The 15,788-nt window shown below is 47.6% G+C and carries 17 protein-coding genes and 1 tRNA gene; 14 read left to right on the forward strand and 4 right to left on the reverse strand.

Annotated elements, in window-relative coordinates; genetic code table 11:
• Window positions 1-201: 201 nt before the first annotated feature.
• From purE to F458_RS0106515, 8 genes are all read left to right on the forward strand, one after another.
• Window positions 202-693, forward strand: coding sequence for a 5-(carboxyamino)imidazole ribonucleotide mutase (gene purE / locus F458_RS0106480; protein WP_018982580.1), 492 nt, complete (start codon window positions 202-204; stop codon window positions 691-693).
• The gene (locus F458_RS0106485; protein WP_018982581.1) at window positions 690-1,832 is read left to right on the forward strand and encodes a 5-(carboxyamino)imidazole ribonucleotide synthase; all 1,143 of its coding nucleotides are present in this window, start codon (window positions 690-692) and stop codon (window positions 1,830-1,832) included. Before purE ends, F458_RS0106485 begins: the two co-directional genes overlap by 4 nt.
• 99 nt (window positions 1,833-1,931) lie before the next feature.
• A tRNA-Thr gene (locus F458_RS0106490) sits at window positions 1,932-2,007 on the forward strand.
• Window positions 2,008-2,075: 68 nt separating this feature from the next.
• Window positions 2,076-2,546 carry a copper chaperone PCu(A)C gene (locus F458_RS0106495; protein ID WP_018982582.1) on the forward strand — a complete coding sequence of 157 codons (471 nt, stop codon included), beginning with the start codon at window positions 2,076-2,078 and terminating at the stop codon, window positions 2,544-2,546.
• Window positions 2,547-2,648: 102 nt separating this feature from the next.
• Window positions 2,649-3,122 carry a Dps family protein gene (locus F458_RS0106500; RefSeq protein WP_018982583.1) on the forward strand — a complete coding sequence of 158 codons (474 nt, stop codon included), beginning with the start codon at window positions 2,649-2,651 and terminating at the stop codon, window positions 3,120-3,122.
• A gap of 13 nt (window positions 3,123-3,135) precedes the next feature.
• A complete protein-coding gene (locus F458_RS0106505; RefSeq protein WP_040610153.1) occupies window positions 3,136-4,248 on the forward strand; it encodes a PQQ-dependent sugar dehydrogenase in 1,113 nt (370 codons plus the stop codon).
• A gap of 195 nt (window positions 4,249-4,443) precedes the next feature.
• Entirely contained in the window at window positions 4,444-5,013 is a 570-nt protein-coding gene (locus F458_RS0106510; protein WP_018982585.1) for a Tll0287-like domain-containing protein, read from the forward strand.
• Window positions 5,014-5,110: 97 nt separating this feature from the next.
• Window positions 5,111-5,326 (forward strand): TIGR02450 family Trp-rich protein, encoded by a 216-nt coding sequence (locus F458_RS0106515; RefSeq protein WP_018982586.1) that lies wholly within the window; start codon window positions 5,111-5,113, stop codon window positions 5,324-5,326.
• Between the two features lie 87 nt (window positions 5,327-5,413).
• On the opposite strand, the gene F458_RS0106520 is transcribed toward F458_RS0106515, so the two are convergent.
• Complete coding sequence (locus tag F458_RS0106520; RefSeq protein ID WP_018982587.1) at window positions 5,414-6,265, reverse strand: alpha/beta hydrolase; 852 nt, start codon at window positions 6,263-6,265, stop codon at window positions 5,414-5,416.
• Window positions 6,266-6,788: 523 nt separating this feature from the next.
• Between F458_RS0106520 and sodC the strand changes: the two genes are divergently transcribed.
• Window positions 6,789-7,307 carry a superoxide dismutase family protein gene (sodC, locus tag F458_RS0106530; protein ID WP_018982589.1) on the forward strand — a complete coding sequence of 173 codons (519 nt, stop codon included), beginning with the start codon at window positions 6,789-6,791 and terminating at the stop codon, window positions 7,305-7,307.
• Between the two features lie 60 nt (window positions 7,308-7,367).
• Here the strand turns inward: sodC and F458_RS0106535 are convergent, their stop codons facing one another.
• Window positions 7,368-9,437 (reverse strand): S9 family peptidase, encoded by a 2,070-nt coding sequence (locus F458_RS0106535; protein ID WP_018982590.1) that lies wholly within the window; start codon window positions 9,435-9,437, stop codon window positions 7,368-7,370.
• A gap of 21 nt (window positions 9,438-9,458) precedes the next feature.
• Window positions 9,459-9,812, reverse strand: a complete 354-nt coding sequence (locus tag F458_RS0106540) for a DUF962 domain-containing protein (RefSeq protein WP_018982591.1) — start codon at window positions 9,810-9,812, stop codon at window positions 9,459-9,461.
• 133 nt (window positions 9,813-9,945) lie between these two features.
• Here F458_RS0106540 and trxA point away from each other — a divergent pair, with 133 nt between their 5' ends.
• Window positions 9,946-10,806 (forward strand): thioredoxin, encoded by an 861-nt coding sequence (gene trxA / locus F458_RS0106545; protein ID WP_018982592.1) that lies wholly within the window; start codon window positions 9,946-9,948, stop codon window positions 10,804-10,806.
• 47 nt (window positions 10,807-10,853) lie between these two features.
• Here the strand turns inward: trxA and F458_RS0106550 are convergent, their stop codons facing one another.
• Entirely contained in the window at window positions 10,854-11,264 is a 411-nt protein-coding gene (locus F458_RS0106550; RefSeq protein WP_018982593.1) for a hypothetical protein, read from the reverse strand.
• A 149-nt stretch (window positions 11,265-11,413) separates the two neighbouring features.
• On the opposite strand from F458_RS0106550, the gene F458_RS0106555 reads away from it, so the two are divergent.
• From F458_RS0106555 to F458_RS0106565, 4 genes are all read left to right on the forward strand, one after another.
• Window positions 11,414-12,574, forward strand: a complete 1,161-nt coding sequence (locus F458_RS0106555) for an aminotransferase class V-fold PLP-dependent enzyme (protein ID WP_018982594.1) — start codon at window positions 11,414-11,416, stop codon at window positions 12,572-12,574.
• On the forward strand, window positions 12,567-12,767 hold the full coding sequence (locus F458_RS20405) for a DUF2065 domain-containing protein (RefSeq protein WP_083928595.1): 201 nt from the start codon (window positions 12,567-12,569) through the stop codon (window positions 12,765-12,767). The genes F458_RS0106555 and F458_RS20405 overlap by 8 nt, the downstream gene beginning before the upstream one ends.
• A 158-nt stretch (window positions 12,768-12,925) precedes the next feature.
• Window positions 12,926-14,224 (forward strand): adenylosuccinate synthase, encoded by a 1,299-nt coding sequence (locus F458_RS0106560; RefSeq protein WP_018982595.1) that lies wholly within the window; start codon window positions 12,926-12,928, stop codon window positions 14,222-14,224.
• 138 nt (window positions 14,225-14,362) lie between these two features.
• On the forward strand, window positions 14,363-15,778 hold the full coding sequence (locus tag F458_RS0106565; RefSeq protein WP_018982596.1) for an aldehyde dehydrogenase family protein: 1,416 nt from the start codon (window positions 14,363-14,365) through the stop codon (window positions 15,776-15,778).
• Window positions 15,779-15,788: the final 10 nt, after the last annotated feature.

Here is a 15,788-nt window from a genome sequence, read left to right on the forward strand (position 1 = left end):
CATACTGCAAATCCTCATAACCTCAGCACACAGAAAATGAGGGGCAAAAGTAATGCCCTGTTCAGTGTACTTCCGATTCTTTTCACCGGTAGGCTTTAGGGGCTTTTTGCGCTACAATCTGGCGCCTTCAAAGGCACCGGATAACCTTATCATTTCCGGCATGTCGATACACTTTGTCCTTATCCAGTGGAGAAGCACTACATGGCTAAAGTTGCAATTGTTATGGGGTCTACATCAGATTGGCCTACGATGAAGCAGGCTGCGTTGATGTTAAAAGAATTTGGCGTGGACTTTGAAGCGAAAGTTGTTTCAGCCCACCGTACCCCTAATTTGCTGGTGGAATTTGCAGAATCGGCTGACGAGCAAGGGTATAGCTGTATTATTGCCGGCGCTGGCGGAGCTGCCCATTTGCCAGGGATGATCGCTGCGCATACGCATCTTCCGGTGTTCGGTTGCCCGGTCAAATCAAAAGCGCTAAACGGCCTGGATTCCCTGTTATCCATTGTGCAAATGCCTAAAGGCGTTGCAGTAGGCACGCTGGCCATTGGTGAAGCCGGGGCTGCTAATGCTGGTTTGCTGGCTGCCCAGGTTGTTGCCCTGCAGGATGAAACAGTTAAAGATGCAATTATTGCTTTTCGCTGTAAGCAAACTGATACCGTGCTACAAAATGCAAACCTGGAGCTTGATCAATGAGAGTACTGGTTTACGGGGCCGGCCAGCTGGCCCAGATGATGTATCTGGAAGGTGCGCCGCTGGGTATTGAAGTTCAGGCCGTCAATGTTAAGGATGACAGTGTAGTGCACCCGGTAAGTAAGCGACCGTTGGAACAAAGCCTGGTGCAGGCCATTGAATCAGCTGATGCGCTGACCGTAGAATTTGAGCATGTCCCAGAGCGCTTGCTTGAGCAGGCTGCTAAATCCGATAAATTAATGCCTTCCATGGATGCCATCATGGTAGGCGCGGACCGCGTTCGCGAAAAGCATCTTCTTGAAAAGTTCGAGGTTGCAAACTGCCCTTACCAAATTGTGACACAGATTGATCAACTGGATGCCTGTATTGAGGCGTTAGGTGACAAGCTGATCATTAAAGCCAGCCGCGACGGGTATGACGGGTATGGCCAGTGGCGCCTGAAGTCTGTTGATGAGCTTCAGGCAATAAAACAGGAACTGGCGGGCCTGGATTTAGAGACGGTGCCATTGGTTGTTGAAAAAATGCTGAATTTCGAGCGTGAGCTATCGCTTATCGGTGTGCGCAGCAAAAAAGGCGAGATTAAGATTTATCCACTGGCAGAAAATCTTCATCACAAAGGCCAGTTACACGTGTCAGTGGCTCCGGCTACGCAGCTTAGTGAACCACTGGTTGAGCAAGCTGAAACGATCTTTCGGACGCTGGCAGACGGAATGAATTATGTCGGTGTTCTGGCCGTTGAGATGTTTCAGTGCCAGGATAAACTGCTGGTTAACGAGCTTGCACCGCGGGTTCATAATTCCGGTCACTGGAGTTTAAGCGGCGCCCACACCAGTCAGTTTGAAAATCATCTGCGGGCACTTGTCGGTCTGCCATTAGGTGATACAGCAGCTATCTTACCCTCTGCCATGGTCAATGTTATCGGCTGCAGCGCGTTCTCCAGAGACTTGCTCAGTATTCCTGGCTGCGACCTGCACTGGTATGGCAAATCTGTTCGTGAAAAGCGCAAAATGGGGCATATTAATCTGACTGCGACCAGTTATCATGAATTAGGCGATAAACTGCACAAACTGATGAGTTATGTCCCGACTGAATACTTCCCAGAGCTCGAAAAAGAAGCATACAGGCTGCGTTCATATAAATAATTGGCAAGCGGTGGCGTTAATCTATTGACAAGCCGCCGCGTGTGACTAAAATACGCAACCGTTGATTAGCGCAAAGCGTTTTCAATGCACCCTATGTGTGCCGACTTAGCTCAGTTGGTAGAGCAACTGACTTGTAATCAGTAGGTCGCCAGTTCGATTCCGGCAGTCGGCACCATTCTTTCTTCCTTGCTTCTTTCCCCGGTCGTTGTAATATGGATTAAAAAGTTTATCCATGGAGCAACTATGTGGCTACGCGTCTTTTGTCTGTTTTTTCTTACGATAACTCAGTTTAGCTGGGCGCAGGACAAAAGCGATGTCGACATCTCTGACAGTTATTTCAGCGCTACTTACCCTATGGCAACGTCTGCTGCCGGCTATTTTTCGCTGACCAATAACGGTACTCAGCGTATTAGCCTGACAACCATTCTGGTGGATGAAAAAGTGGCGGATAAAGCCGGTTTTCATCAAACAGTTATGGACGAGGGGATGATCAGTATGCGCCCGATGAAGCAACTGGATATCAACGCTGGTGAGACAATTCAGTTTCAGCCCGGCGGTAACCATATAATGCTCACGGGGCTCAAGCGTCAGCTAGCGGTAGGTGACAGCATTACCGTTACTTTTAAATTCGCAGAGACGAATGACGTTATGCAGGCGTTTAAAGTGAAAGCACGCGATAATGGTAAATCCGGTCATCATAACCATTCAGATTAGGTGCGTTCTGCTCGGGGTAATCCAAAGCGCACATCTATCAGTATCTAAACCACAGATAAAAACATCTTCTATTCATCGCAAAAACAGATAAAGGAGCGAATGATGCATAAGATTGATATAGGTATTTCGGAGTCTGACAGAAATAGTGTTGCAGACGGTTTAAAAGCACTGTTAGCGGATTCCTACACATTATATTTACAAACTCACAATTTTCACTGGAATGTGTCCGGGCCGCAGTTTCGTACACTGCACCTGATGTTTGAGGAGCATTATACTGAGCTGGCAGAAGCAGTGGATGATATCGCTGAGCGTATTCGTACTTTAGGCGTCGTTGCCCCGGGCACCTATAAAGCATTTTCCGAACTCAGCTCAATTGAGGAAGTAGAAGGTGTGCCTGAGCCTGAAGAGATGGTGGGCCTATTGTGTCATGGTCATGAACAGGTCGTTAAAACCTGTCGTTCCGCGCTTAAAATGGCGCAGGATGCCGACGATGAATCCTCCATTGCGTTGATCTCTGACCGCATGCGAATCCACGAAAAAACTGCGTGGATGTTACGTGCGCAAACCGCTAATTAATACAAAGTTAACTATGAAAAAATTGTTAAACGTAAAAGGCCTGGCAGTTTTGCTGCCAGGCCTTTTGGTCTCGGCCGCGACGGTCGCGGCAGATGCAAAAGATATCGAAGTCAACGAGCTGGCGACAGAACTTGCCCATCCCTGGGGAATGGCATTTTTGCCCGATGGTAATTTGCTGATTACCGAGCGTACCGGCAGCTTACGGCAATATTCCTTTGAAGACGGACTGAGCGAACCTGTTGCAAACGTGCCAGCGGTTGAGGCGGTTAATCAGGGCGGCATGCTCGATGTGCAGGTAGATCCGGATTTTGCCCAAAACCAAACGATTTATTTCTGCTATAGCCGAAAGGGCGAGAATGGCAGCAGCAGTTCTGTGGCCAAGGCGACATTAAAAAATAATGCGCTGAAAAATGTCTCTACCATTTTTGTAGCGGAGCCGCTGGTCGATAATGGGTTTCATTTTGGCTGTAGGCTGGCTTTTGATAAAGACAATAATTTGTTCGTCACATTAGGTGATCGTTACAAGTACATGGACGAAGCACAAAATACAGATAATCATTTTGGCAAAATTGTCAGAATCCGGCCCGATGGCTCAGTGCCGGAAGATAACCCGTTTATTGATGGTGATGCACCGGAAATATACAGCTACGGCCATCGAAACGTACAGGGCCTGACAATGCATCCTGAAACGAAAGAAGTCTGGGCGATGGAACATGGGCCCAAAGGTGGGGATGAAGTAAACAAACTTCGTAAGGGTGCTAACTACGGGTGGCCTGTAATTACCTACGGTATCGATTATGATGGCAGTACCATATCTGAAAAGACAAAGCAGGAAGGCATGGAGCAACCAGTGATTTACTGGGATCCGTCCATTGCGCCCAGCGGTATGGCCTTTTATGATAAATCCGTTTTTGCTGACTGGAAAGGTGATTTGCTGGTAGGCGCGTTAAAATTCACCCATCTAAGACGTATAGAAATGGATGGAGATAAACCCGGTGAGCAGCATGAGTATTTAAGAGATCGTGGTGAACGCATCCGCGATGTTGAAGTTGGCCCGGACGGGCTGATTTACGTACTTACCGATGCTCCTAAAGGCAAATTACTGCAATTGTCACCAGCAAACTAATTCAACGCTAAAGTCAGCATCTGCTGGCTTTAGCGTTGACCTTCACCAGTACAGTCCATTTTAACGCTTCGACAATATCAAGCAGTCAGCGAGGCCTTCCATCGTTATACACAATTGCTGCAGGCGCACTATACTGATAATAGATTATCAGTGACGCCAAAACGCCTGATAAGCGCCTTATAGAAGGAAAAGATTATGCATCGGGTTTTGAGCACTGTTGTTTTATCCTGCTTTGCCACTATTACTATTGCGGCGTCTGAGCCGCCTTCCGTAGCTGATGCAAGACAAAAAGCGAAGATGTTGGGTGATGCGCTAAAAGAACGTTTGCAAAATGCGATACAACAGGGCGGTTTTCCTGCCGGTGTCAGTGAGTGTCATCTTGCGGCAATGCCTGTCACTGAGCGTTTTAACCGTGCTGGCTGGACAGTTGGAAGAACCGCATTAAAGCTAAGAAATCCTGCCAATACACCAGATACCTGGGAGAAGCAGCAGCTTAATGAATTTGCTAAGCGCCTGAAGTCTGACAGTGAGCACATCCCAGAAGCCAGTTACTATGATGCGCAAAAAGGTGAATTTCGCTACATGCGGGCTATTGTCACTCGCCCGGTTTGTACCGGTTGCCACGGCGCATCGGTGGGACAGGATGTTAAAGCGGTTATCGATACGCATTATCCCAACGATGAAGCTACCGGTTTTGCGCCAGGCAGTTTGCGTGGAGCATTTACTTTATCCTGGGAAGCTGTGCCTGATAGCCAAAAATACTGAAGACGCCCGACCCCCTCCACGCAATGGTATGAGGGGCAAATGAAGAAAAATACTGCAATATTCAGTTGTAGAAGTATCACGCTAAAGGTGTAAAAGTATGAATCAGATTAATCCGGCTAAACTTATCCACAGTAAATGGACAGCGGTAAAGCCGGTCAATAAAGAAAAACATTTTTTAGTCACCGAAGTGGGGTTCGATGAAGATGGTAGCGTTATCAGCTGCACGCTGGAGGCTGTTATGTCCAAGCATGAATATGCTGTCAACTGGCGGGAATTTAAGAATGAGAAACAATGGCGCCAGGGTTGGAAGTAACCGTTGTTGGATCGTACGATAAGTTATCGGTAGTGTACCGCAGCGTCCACTTTCCGTTTATAGCACAGACCTTGTTTTCACTTGCACTTATGGCGATGACTGCTGTTCAATAAACGTCTTAATATCTTTTACTACGGGCAAATCTGATGGATTTGCCCAACTAAATGCACTGACAGTTCCCGTATGACCACCTTCATCATATAAAAAGGTCTCCACACTACCGCCCTCTTGTTCGATTTTCGCCTTAAGTTTTTTAAGGTTACTAATATGAACTTTATCATCGTCCCGGGAATAAAGAAGCGCGAATGGTGGTTCGTCGCCATCAATATAGTGACTGACAACCATCTCAGGGAAGTGTTCAGGCGGGCCAAACATCTTTTTCAAGTCATCGGCTTTAGGTGTAAAGTCGTACGGTCCCGCCAGGCCTATGAAACCATCTATAAAGGAAACAGTGCCGCCGGCTGCTTTTAAATACTGTTCATCAGCAACCACCAACGCGCCTATATGCGCGCCAGAGGAATGCCCACTGATAAACAGTTGCTCATTGCCACCATACTTCCCAATATTAGATTGAACCCAGGCTACTGATTGCGCTGCATCTTCAACGAAGGTTGGAAATTTCACCTCTGGATAAAGACGCGTGTTCGGCAATACCGCGATATACCCCATTGAGGCCAGCTTTGTACCGACAAACTCATATTGATCTTTGTTTCCGAAACTCCAGCGACCACCATGAAAAAATATCACCACTGGTACGGACTCACCGCTGCTAAGCTCAGGCACAAAAATATCCAGTTGCTGGCGCGCTTCCGGGCCATATGCCACATCATCAATGATCTTTCCCTCAAAAGTCAGGGTAGCCGTATTCGCTGTGGCAAAGAGCACTTTCGCGCAGCCACTGATCAAAGCGCATGTAAGTAAAATGATTAGAAGTTTCATGCCATTTACTACTGGCGTATTAATCGGAAGGTTCAATTATCCTAGTTGGTCACCGGGCCGCTGGAGTTAGCACTATTTGCTGTAGCGCACATAAAGGAGGCTACTGTAAATCCCGGATATACAAAGCATTCGTATACAGATATGCATGATAATTCGGATACCACGTTGAATGGGCCCAATTTTTTTGGTGAATATCATTTGTCGACGCGCCCCTTTGAACAACTTATTCAAAAGAGTTTTTTATTAATAGTTAATGTCGATAGCAAGATAGGTTTCACCGCTTCAACGCGGTTTTTGGCAATCTTTTATAAGCGTCGATCAGGCGGATCCGTTAGCCCCTCGGCTGACTGGCTTGTCGAGGCATTATAGAGTCATTAAATATGACGTCACCGATGGGCGATTATCATGGGGAGATGATCTGTTCGCCTGTAAAACCTTGTAACAACATCAACAAAGGAGAGCTTTCTCTTCTAACCCTGTCAGAGCATTCGGGTATTTTCAAACTAACAACAGGTACCGATCAATGAAAAAATGGTTAGCAGCAATTCCTTTTTCCCTTGCCGCTTTAAGCGCGCAGGCGGCTTCAGATTCTATGCAAGTCGAAATGATGAACCCACAGTCAGGTGAAAAGATGGGCACAGTCATGATTGAACAGCACGATGACGGCGTGGTTTTTACCCCCTCGCTACGCGGACTTGAGCCTGGTGGACACGGCTTTCATGTGCATGAAAACCCGTCATGTGATAGCGCTATGAAAAATGGCGAAAAGGTCCCGGCTGGCGCGGCAGGCAGTCACTACGATCCGGAGAACACAGGCTCCCATGGGTTGCCATGGTCTGATAACAGTCACATGGGGGATTTGCCCTTACTGTATGTGGGTGAAGATGGCGAAGCTAAACATCCCGTCATCGCTACACGTCTGACATTGAACGATGTACAGGATCGTGCACTTATGATCCATGCTGGCGGGGATAACTATTCTGATTCGCCGGAAAAACTCGGCGGCGGCGGTCCTCGCGCAGCCTGCGGTGTCATAAAATAGATGTGAAATTTAAAAAAGGCGGACAACTTTGAGTTATCCGCCTTTTTTTATCCGTTTGCGTTAATTTTTTGCTGAACTCTCTTTGTTACGATAACGCTCAAACCAGGCCAGGATATTGCCAACTTTCTGGATAAGCCTTGAAGGCTTGGCTGCAATACCATGAGATGCGCCGGGTATTCTTACCATGGCCGAGTCTACCCCCTGCAGGCGCAGGGCCTGATAAAATTGCTCAGACTCACTGATTGGTGTGCGATAGTCAGCTTCGCCGGTAAGCAATAATGTGGGCGTTGATACATTTCCTACCAGAGACAATGGCGAATGATCCCACAGATGGTCAGCAACTTCCCAGGGTTTACCCGGCATCCAGTATTGTGAAAAGTAAGGATAGGCGTCAGCGGTAAGTGCAAAACTTACCCAGTTAATAACCGGTTTTGCCACCACCGCTGCAGCAAAGCGATCGGTCTTACCAATGGACCAGGCTGTCAGGACACCACCGCCAGAACCGCCGGTGATAAACAAGTTGTCTTTATCAATATTTCCTTTAGCAACGGCTGCATCGACCACATCCATCAGATCCTGATAGTCATCGGAAGGGTAATTGTGATGAATCAGGTTACCAAACTCCTCACCATAGGAAGAGCTGCCACGTGGATTTGACCAGACCACAACATAGCCTTTTGCGGCCATTAACTGAATTTCCATGGAAAAGTGCGGGCCATATGCAGCGTGCGGTCCGCCATGGATTTCCAGGATCATAGGATATGACTTGTTCTTATCATAATTGGGTGGGTAAGCAATCCAGGCGTCGATATTACGGTCATCGACAGAAGCCTGCACATTTAGCTTCTCAACCTGGGCCAGATTAAGATGCCCAAAAGCATCTTCGTTAAGCGCTGTGAGAACCTTAGGCTGCCCGTTTTTGCCAACAATTGCCAAATCGGCCGGGCGCTGAGGATCGGCTGTGGTAAAGGCCACAGTGCCATCTTTGGCAATGGCAAATTCACCTGATGTATAGGGGCGTCCCAGTGATTGTCCGCCTATGCTCACATCCATTTTACTGATATCACCTTTCAGACTACTCCGGGCCAGGCGCGTATTGCCCTGGTCCTGATATGCAAATACCAGTGACTTGCTGTCGCTTGCCCATTCAAAAGCTCCTAGCGAACGATCCAGATTACTGGTCAGGCGAATCATTTCACCTGATGGTAATTTCATGATCACCAAATCTGTGTTTTGATATGATTTTTTACGGTCATTGAGTTGTGTAAACGCCAGATACTTGCCATCAGGGCTTACCTTAGGATTACCTTCAGGACCTTCTACAGTGGTTACCTGTTCTACCTGTCGGGTATCAGTATTTACCCGATAAATATCCGAGCGAAGCGGGTGCAGCGCAAAGTTTTCTGCGCGATCGCCAGCAAAGTAAAGCCACTTACCATCACTGGAAAAACTCAGGTTGCCACTGTTGGGATAATCACCGGTGGTCAGCTGACGTGCAGTACCGCCTGCTATGGGGAGCACATAAATCTGACTGTGGCCGTCACGCAGGTAACCGGCACCATCTGAGCGATACTGGGTGCGTTCAATGTATTTCGCGGACTCTGCCCATTTGGCACCGTCCGGCTTACCCGGCATATCGCTAAACAGCGTTTTAGGTTGGGTAGGGGTAAAGGCCGTGAATGCAAGCTGCTGACTATCCGGCGACCACACTATATTCGACGGCTGTTCCTGCAAACTGGTCAGCTTTGCCTGTAATCCGCTGTCCATGTAGTGCACGTAGAGTTGAGCGCTGCCATTTTCATCACTGACGAAGGCCAGCTTTTTACCATCAGGCGATATAACAGGCTGATAAATATTGCCTTTATCTGTTAGGAAAGGGCGGTGTTCGCCGGCAGACAAATCAATCTGCCATAAAGAGGACAGTGTGCGGTCAGCCATGATGTCCATGCTGCGCCGCACGTAATACAAGGTGTCACCGCTGTTATCAAAGAAGGGCGAGGAAGCGTACTCAATGTTAAACACATCCTCATACTGAAGCGTATCGGGTAGTGTATCCTCAGCAGTTTGCGCGTAGGAAAGGGTTGAAAGTACAGCGGTACTTACCCCCAACCATATTTTTCTTATGCCCATGTGTTGTCCTCATTGTTTGTTTTATTCTGATTTATGAACGTTGCGCTTATCATATGCGCGCCCTTTAAGTGAGATATTGTTCGCCAGGATATCTTTAAACATAACCCAGTCACCCATCAGGCTATACAGTGGATACGAAAATGTTGCCGGGCGGTTTTTTTCAAAGAAAAAGTGACCTGCCCAGGCAAAGCCATAACCAATCACAGGAAGAAGCAGTAAATACCACCATTGTCCGGTGATAACAGTTACCGCGATGACAGCTAGTACCAGCCAGCTGCCAACAAAATGTAATACGCGACAACTGGCATTTTCATGTTCGCTTAAATAATACGGATAAAAATCTTTAAAGCTCTGATAACGCGAGTGTTCCGCCATAACCAACAGACCCTTGTAAATATTCTGTTAACTCTACGTCTGCGTGAACATCAATGCAAACCCCGGATGGCTTGTTTTTTCGGTGGTTTGCCCCATATCATCAGGCAAATCTAACAATTGCGGGCAAGATATGATGGACAACATAGTCGAAAACAATGTGGTGGATATTACCCCTGAGAATTTCCAGCAAGTGATTCTCCAGCAGTCCCAGGAAAAATTGGTGCTGGTTGATTTCTGGGCGCAATGGTGCGAGCCCTGTAAAGACCTCATGCCGATGCTGGAAAAAATCGCGTCAGAATATAAAAACGATATGATTCTGGCCCGGGTTGATTGCGAACAACAGCAGGAAATAGCTGCCCAGTTTGGTATCCGCAACCTGCCTACCGTTATGGTCGTTCAATCGGGCCAGCCCGTAGATGGATTTGCTGGTATGCAGACAGAAAGCCAGATTCGTGAAATGCTGGCAAAATATCTGCCTCAGCCCGGTGATGCAGAAATGGAAAAAGCTGCACAACTGGTACAGCAGGGGGATTATCAAAGTGCTTTTCCCTTAGCTAAACAAGCGGTGGATTTAAGCCCGGATAATATCGATGCCAAATATCTGTATATTGACTGCCTGATTGAGACCGGCTCGGTGGGACAGGCTAAAGTTGAACTTGAAACCATTCGAATGGCGGATCAGGATCAGCGTTATCATACACTGACCGGTAAGGTAGAACTGGCAGAACAGGCTGCTGACTCTCCGGAGTTACGGGAGTTGGAAGAGGCTGTGAAAAAGCGCCCAGATGATTTGCAACTGAAAGTTGACCTGGCAGTGCAGCTCCAACAGGCCCATAAAGTTGATGAGGCATTGCCGTTATTGCATGAGGTTCTGTTAACCGACCTGAGCTTTGGTGAGGCCAGAAAAATCATGCTGGATATGATTAACGCCCTGGCAGACGGTGATCCCCAAAAATCGTTGTGGCGACGCAAAATATACAGCCTGTTGTACTAAGATTGCCACCCTATCCCGGCAAAAGCCTGCACCAGCAGGCTTTTTTGTTACGGCTCAAATCCCTGGGCTTTTAACCATTTAAGCGCATCAAAATAACTGTAAAAGTAATCACGTTGGTAGTCGGGATAATTTTGTCTTGTTTGCAAATTAGGGTCGGTACGTTCAATCTGAGCCCGTTTAACCATGCCGGCATCCAGTACGTAGGCTGCCCGCTTCAAGTTATTTTCAATACACATAACAATGGCATCAGCCAATACTTTTTGACACTCCGGTGTGGTTAAGATCCAGCGGCGTCCGTCCAGCAGTGCAGACCAGGGCTGCTCAAAAGACTCAGCGAGTAGCTTCAGCTCATCGACAAATGCGCGTGTAGTGGGCATCGACCAGGCGCCGGTGGCATAAACTTCGACCATATTGCCTGACGTTTCCAGGCTGTACTGACCATAACTGGGAAATCGCATAATATGTACTGACACCGGATAATAAAAGATAAAGCACTAGTAAGTGCTTGCTTATCTCAATTCTATACGAAAATCCCGGCATTAGAACAACTACTCGAACTAAAATTTTTTTGTTAAGGTTTACAAAATTTTTACAAGGTGACGTGCTAATGTACAAACAGTTTTATCGGCGGTTTCTCACCGCCAATGCATCAAAGCAGCATTACACTTGCCATAGTCATTACTATTGGCCGGATGTTACCCGCGATGCGATGCTTGAATACTGGGAAGACAGCGCCCGCTATGTTGATGATAAATGGACGCATATTTTCTCGCATGCCGTACCGCAGGTACAAAAGGAAATAAGTGGCATACTTAACACAGGCATGCCGGAACAAATTGTATTTGCGCCAAACACCCATGAGCTGGTGGCACGATTACTCAGTTGTCTGGATTTCTCGGCACAGCCGGCCATACTAAGTACCGACAGTGAGTTTCACAGTTTTAACCGCCAGATTAACCGGTTGAATGAAACCGGGGCGATCACATTCGAGCAGGTAGCGACTCAACCTTTCGATACCTTTACTACGCGCTTTATTGATGCCATCAAAAAACGCCGTTGGGATATGATTTTTCTCAGTCAAGTGTTTTTTAATTCTGGCTATAGCGTCAGTCAGCTTGACCAAATTGTAGAAGCGGCTGACAACGCACAAACATTGATTGTTATAGATGGCTACCATGGTTTTATGGCGATGCCTACGGACCTTAGCAGACTTGCACATCGCGTCTTCTATCTTGGCGGCGGCTACAAATATGCGCAGGCAGGCGAAGGCGTATGTTTTGCGCATGTACCCAAAGCGTGTAAACAGCGGCCCGTCTATACTGGCTGGTTTGCTGAGTTCGGCGAGTTGCACGAGCCACGGTCAGATCAGGTTAATTATGCTGCTGACGGGATGCGATTTGCCGGCGCCACCATGGATTTTTGTGCGCTATATCGCTTAAGGGCGGTATTGTCACTTTTTCGTGAACATGAAATAACAGTGGATAAAATCTATGCACATGTGAAGGCAATTCAGGCACACTTTCTGACGCATCTGGATGCGCAAAATCACCCATTATTAAACCGTGATAATCTGATGGTGGATGATCCGGACGCCTGTGGGCATTTCCTCACTTTTAATCTGCCAGATGAACATATCACTGAGATGCTTGCTCAATTTTTGCGCTCTCATCATATCCTCACGGATTATCGGGGCAATCGGTTACGTTTCGGGTTTGGTCTGTATCATGATGCCGAAGATATTGACTTGGCGTGTCTGAAGCATGAGTAGTTCCTGGGAAAGTTGCCTGGGTTTGGCTATAGCGCTGGTTCTCATTCTCGAAGGTCTGGGGCCATTATTATTTCCCAATCGCTGGCAACGGGTGATGCGAAAGCTCAGCGAGTCGCCAGGGAGCGCATTACGACAAACGGGTGCACTGTTAGTAATCAGCGGGGTTATTCTGGTAATCATTCTCAATCCGTGATATATCGGATTTTTCGAATCAAAAACATCAGTATAATTGTACTAACCTATTACCACCGCAATCGCGCTGCATTGTGCACAAATTGCGCGCAAAAACAGATGATCAGGGTGGATGATCTCTGGTAGAATCCCCGCCTAATTTTTTTACGCATTCGACTCATGGCTAAGAACGTAGTGGTACTGGGCACCCAGTGGGGTGACGAGGGTAAAGGTAAAGTAGTAGATCTTCTGACTGACCGTGCAAAATATGTGGTTCGTTATCAGGGCGGCCATAATGCTGGTCATACACTGGTAATTGACGGTGAGAAGACCGTTTTGCACTTAATTCCGTCAGGTATTCTTCGTGATAATGTTACCTGCATTATCGGCAATGGTGTTGTGCTGAGCCCTGAAGCGCTGATGACCGAAATCAAAATGCTGGAAGAACGAGGCGTCCCTGTTCGTGAACGTCTCAAAATTAGCGAAGCCTGCCCTCTTATTTTGCCCTATCACATCGCCCTTGATGTGGCCCGGGAGAAAGCCCGTGGCGCCCGTGCTATCGGTACTACCGGTCGCGGTATTGGTCCTGCCTACGAAGATAAAGTCTCTCGCCGCGGTTTACGTGTAGGTGATCTGTTCAACGCTGAAGATTTCAAAACCAAATTGAAAGAGGTGTTGGATGTACATAACTTCACGCTGACAGAATATTACAAAGAAGACGCCGTTGATTTTGATACAGTGTATGAAGAAGCCATGGCAGTGGCTGATATTCTTAAAGCCATGGTGGTGGATGTTACCGATACACTGGATAAAGCTCATAAAGGCGGTATCCCGATTATGTTCGAAGGTGCGCAGGGCACCTTACTGGATATCGATCATGGCACTTATCCCTATGTTACATCGTCAAATACGACGGTTGGCGGTGTGGCCACGGGCGCTGGTTTTGGGCCGCTGAATCTTGACTACGTGCTGGGTATTGTAAAAGCGTATACCACGCGCGTCGGGTCGGGTCCGTTTCCCACCGAACTGGATTGCGATGTAGGCCAGCATTTAGGTGAAAAGGGCCATGAATTTGGTGCTACCACTGGCCGCAAGCGTCGTACTGGCTGGTTTGATGCAGTCGCCATGAAGCGCGCCGTGCAGATTAATTCCATTACTGGTTTGTGTCTGACAAAACTGGATGTACTGGATGGTCTCGAGTCGTTACAGATATGCGTGGGGTATAAGGACGCACAGGGCAACGTAAAAGATGTGCCGCCTATGGCAGCTGATGATTATGACCGTATTACGCCGGTTTATGAAGAAATGCCTGGCTGGTCGGATAATACCTTTGGCGTGCAATCCTACGATGCACTGCCGCAGGCAGCAAAAGATTATATTAAACGTCTTGAACAGATCACGGGTGTACCGGTGGATATCATTTCAACTGGTCCGGATCGCAGTGAAACGATCATTTTGCGTCATCCTTACGACGCGTGATCACACTTTATCCAAAAAGTTATCCACAGCTTGTGCTCACAAGCTGTGGTGAATAATTCTGCTCTGATGCGCCACTTTCTTTCAACTTCCTGATGCTCTGATATACTGCAGGGACCTACCATTGCAGCGATATCTTATATGCAGGAATCGTCATCCCGTCCATCTGACAACACGGTGTCAGAACAACAAAGCGTAGAGACTGTTTTTAATCAGCTTAACGCAACTTTTGCTACCGGCAAAACCCTTGACACAGGCTGGCGAAAGAGTCAGCTGACAGCACTGAAAAGGTTGCTGGAAGATGAGTCTGATGCGCTGCAGGACTCGCTGTACAAGGATTTGGGTAAATCTAAGGCAGAAAGCTGGACTTCTGAAATTGGTTTTTTACTCTCTGATATCAAACATACGTTGCACTGTCTCAAACGTTGGGCAAAGCCTCGAAAAGTATCGACGCCCTTGGTCGCTCAACCCGGTAAAAGCTATGTTATCGCCGAACCTTTAGGTACTGTACTGGTCATTGGCGCCTGGAATTATCCGCTGCAGTTAATCCTTGCCCCCTGTATTGCAGCACTGGCTGCAGGAAATTGTGTTCTACTGAAGCCCTCAGAGCTCGCGCCAACCACGTCCAGCCTTATCCAAAAACTTATCCCCAGGTATCTTGACAATACCGCGATCGCTGTGATCGAAGGTGGCAAGGACGAAACTACTGATCTGCTGGCACTGCCTTTTGATCATATTTTTTATACTGGAGGAGAAGCCGTGGGCAAAATCGTAATGCAAGCTGCATCACGGCATCTAAGTGGAATAACGTTAGAGTTGGGTGGCAAAAGTCCGTGTCTGGTGGAGCGATCTGCAGATATTGCGGTGGCTGCCCGTCGGATCGTGTGGGGCAAATGGATGAATTGCGGGCAAACGTGCGTAGCGCCGGATTACATTGTGGTTGAAGCCTGTGTGAAAGATGCGCTGATTGCAGCCATTATTAAAGAGATCCGCGCACAGTACGGTAAAGCGCCCATGACCAGCGCTGATTACGGAAAAATTGTTAACAAGCGGCATCTGCACCGACTCGAAAGCTATCTTGAGGGTGCAAACATTATCAGTGGCGGGCAGGTTGATCATGAACGATGTGTAATGGCACCGACACTGGTGGATGACCCGGCGGCTGACTCAGGACTTATGCAGGAAGAAATATTCGGACCAATACTGCCCATTGTTACCACCCCGCAAATCTTTGACAGCCTGGTAGCACTAAAGGCAAGGCCGAAACCGTTGGCGTTATATCTGTTTACCGGTAGCCGGGAAATAGAGGAACATGTGATTCGAACAGTCAGTGCAGGCAGCGTATGTATCAATGACACCATGATGTTCATGACTAACCCGGAATTGCCGTTTGGTGGTGTAGGCAACAGTGGAATAGGGCGCTATCACGGAAAAGCCGGCTTTGATCAACTCAGTCATCTTAAAGCGGTAATGGTGCGTAAGTTCTGGCTGGACGTGAAGCTTCGATATGCACCTTTTTCGAGCTGGAAGCTGTCTGCACTAAAAAAACTATTATAGGAGCGTATTC

The organism is Salinimonas chungwhensis DSM 16280, assembly GCF_000378185.1.
In the GTDB taxonomy this organism is placed as follows: Bacteria; Pseudomonadota; Gammaproteobacteria; order Enterobacterales; family Alteromonadaceae; genus Alteromonas; species Alteromonas chungwhensis.

What these genes read in the sequence shown, in the direction of transcription:
- F458_RS20405 (WP_083928595.1), top strand. Translation starts at nt 12,567, where the DNA reads ATGAGTAGTTCCTGGGAAAGTTGCCTGGGTTTGGCTATAGCGCTGGTT.
- F458_RS0106520 (WP_018982587.1), bottom strand. Translation starts at nt 6,265, where the DNA reads ATGAAACTTCTAATCATTTTACTTACATGCGCTTTGATCAGTGGCTGC.
- F458_RS0106505 (WP_040610153.1), top strand. Translation starts at nt 3,136, where the DNA reads ATGAAAAAATTGTTAAACGTAAAAGGCCTGGCAGTTTTGCTGCCAGGC.
- F458_RS0106500 (WP_018982583.1), top strand. Translation starts at nt 2,649, where the DNA reads ATGCATAAGATTGATATAGGTATTTCGGAGTCTGACAGAAATAGTGTT.
- F458_RS0106485 (WP_018982581.1), top strand. Translation starts at nt 690, where the DNA reads ATGAGAGTACTGGTTTACGGGGCCGGCCAGCTGGCCCAGATGATGTAT.
- F458_RS0106535 (WP_018982590.1), bottom strand. Translation starts at nt 9,437, where the DNA reads ATGGGCATAAGAAAAATATGGTTGGGGGTAAGTACCGCTGTACTTTCA.
- F458_RS0106560 (WP_018982595.1), top strand. Translation starts at nt 12,926, where the DNA reads ATGGCTAAGAACGTAGTGGTACTGGGCACCCAGTGGGGTGACGAGGGT.
- F458_RS0106550 (WP_018982593.1), bottom strand. Translation starts at nt 11,264, where the DNA reads ATGCGATTTCCCAGTTATGGTCAGTACAGCCTGGAAACGTCAGGCAAT.
- purE (WP_018982580.1), top strand. Translation starts at nt 202, where the DNA reads ATGGCTAAAGTTGCAATTGTTATGGGGTCTACATCAGATTGGCCTACG.
- F458_RS0106515 (WP_018982586.1), top strand. Translation starts at nt 5,111, where the DNA reads ATGAATCAGATTAATCCGGCTAAACTTATCCACAGTAAATGGACAGCG.
- F458_RS0106540 (WP_018982591.1), bottom strand. Translation starts at nt 9,812, where the DNA reads ATGGCGGAACACTCGCGTTATCAGAGCTTTAAAGATTTTTATCCGTAT.
- sodC (WP_018982589.1), top strand. Translation starts at nt 6,789, where the DNA reads ATGAAAAAATGGTTAGCAGCAATTCCTTTTTCCCTTGCCGCTTTAAGC.
- F458_RS0106565 (WP_018982596.1), top strand. Translation starts at nt 14,363, where the DNA reads ATGCAGGAATCGTCATCCCGTCCATCTGACAACACGGTGTCAGAACAA.
- F458_RS0106555 (WP_018982594.1), top strand. Translation starts at nt 11,414, where the DNA reads ATGTACAAACAGTTTTATCGGCGGTTTCTCACCGCCAATGCATCAAAG.
- trxA (WP_018982592.1), top strand. Translation starts at nt 9,946, where the DNA reads ATGGACAACATAGTCGAAAACAATGTGGTGGATATTACCCCTGAGAAT.
- F458_RS0106495 (WP_018982582.1), top strand. Translation starts at nt 2,076, where the DNA reads ATGTGGCTACGCGTCTTTTGTCTGTTTTTTCTTACGATAACTCAGTTT.
- F458_RS0106510 (WP_018982585.1), top strand. Translation starts at nt 4,444, where the DNA reads ATGCATCGGGTTTTGAGCACTGTTGTTTTATCCTGCTTTGCCACTATT.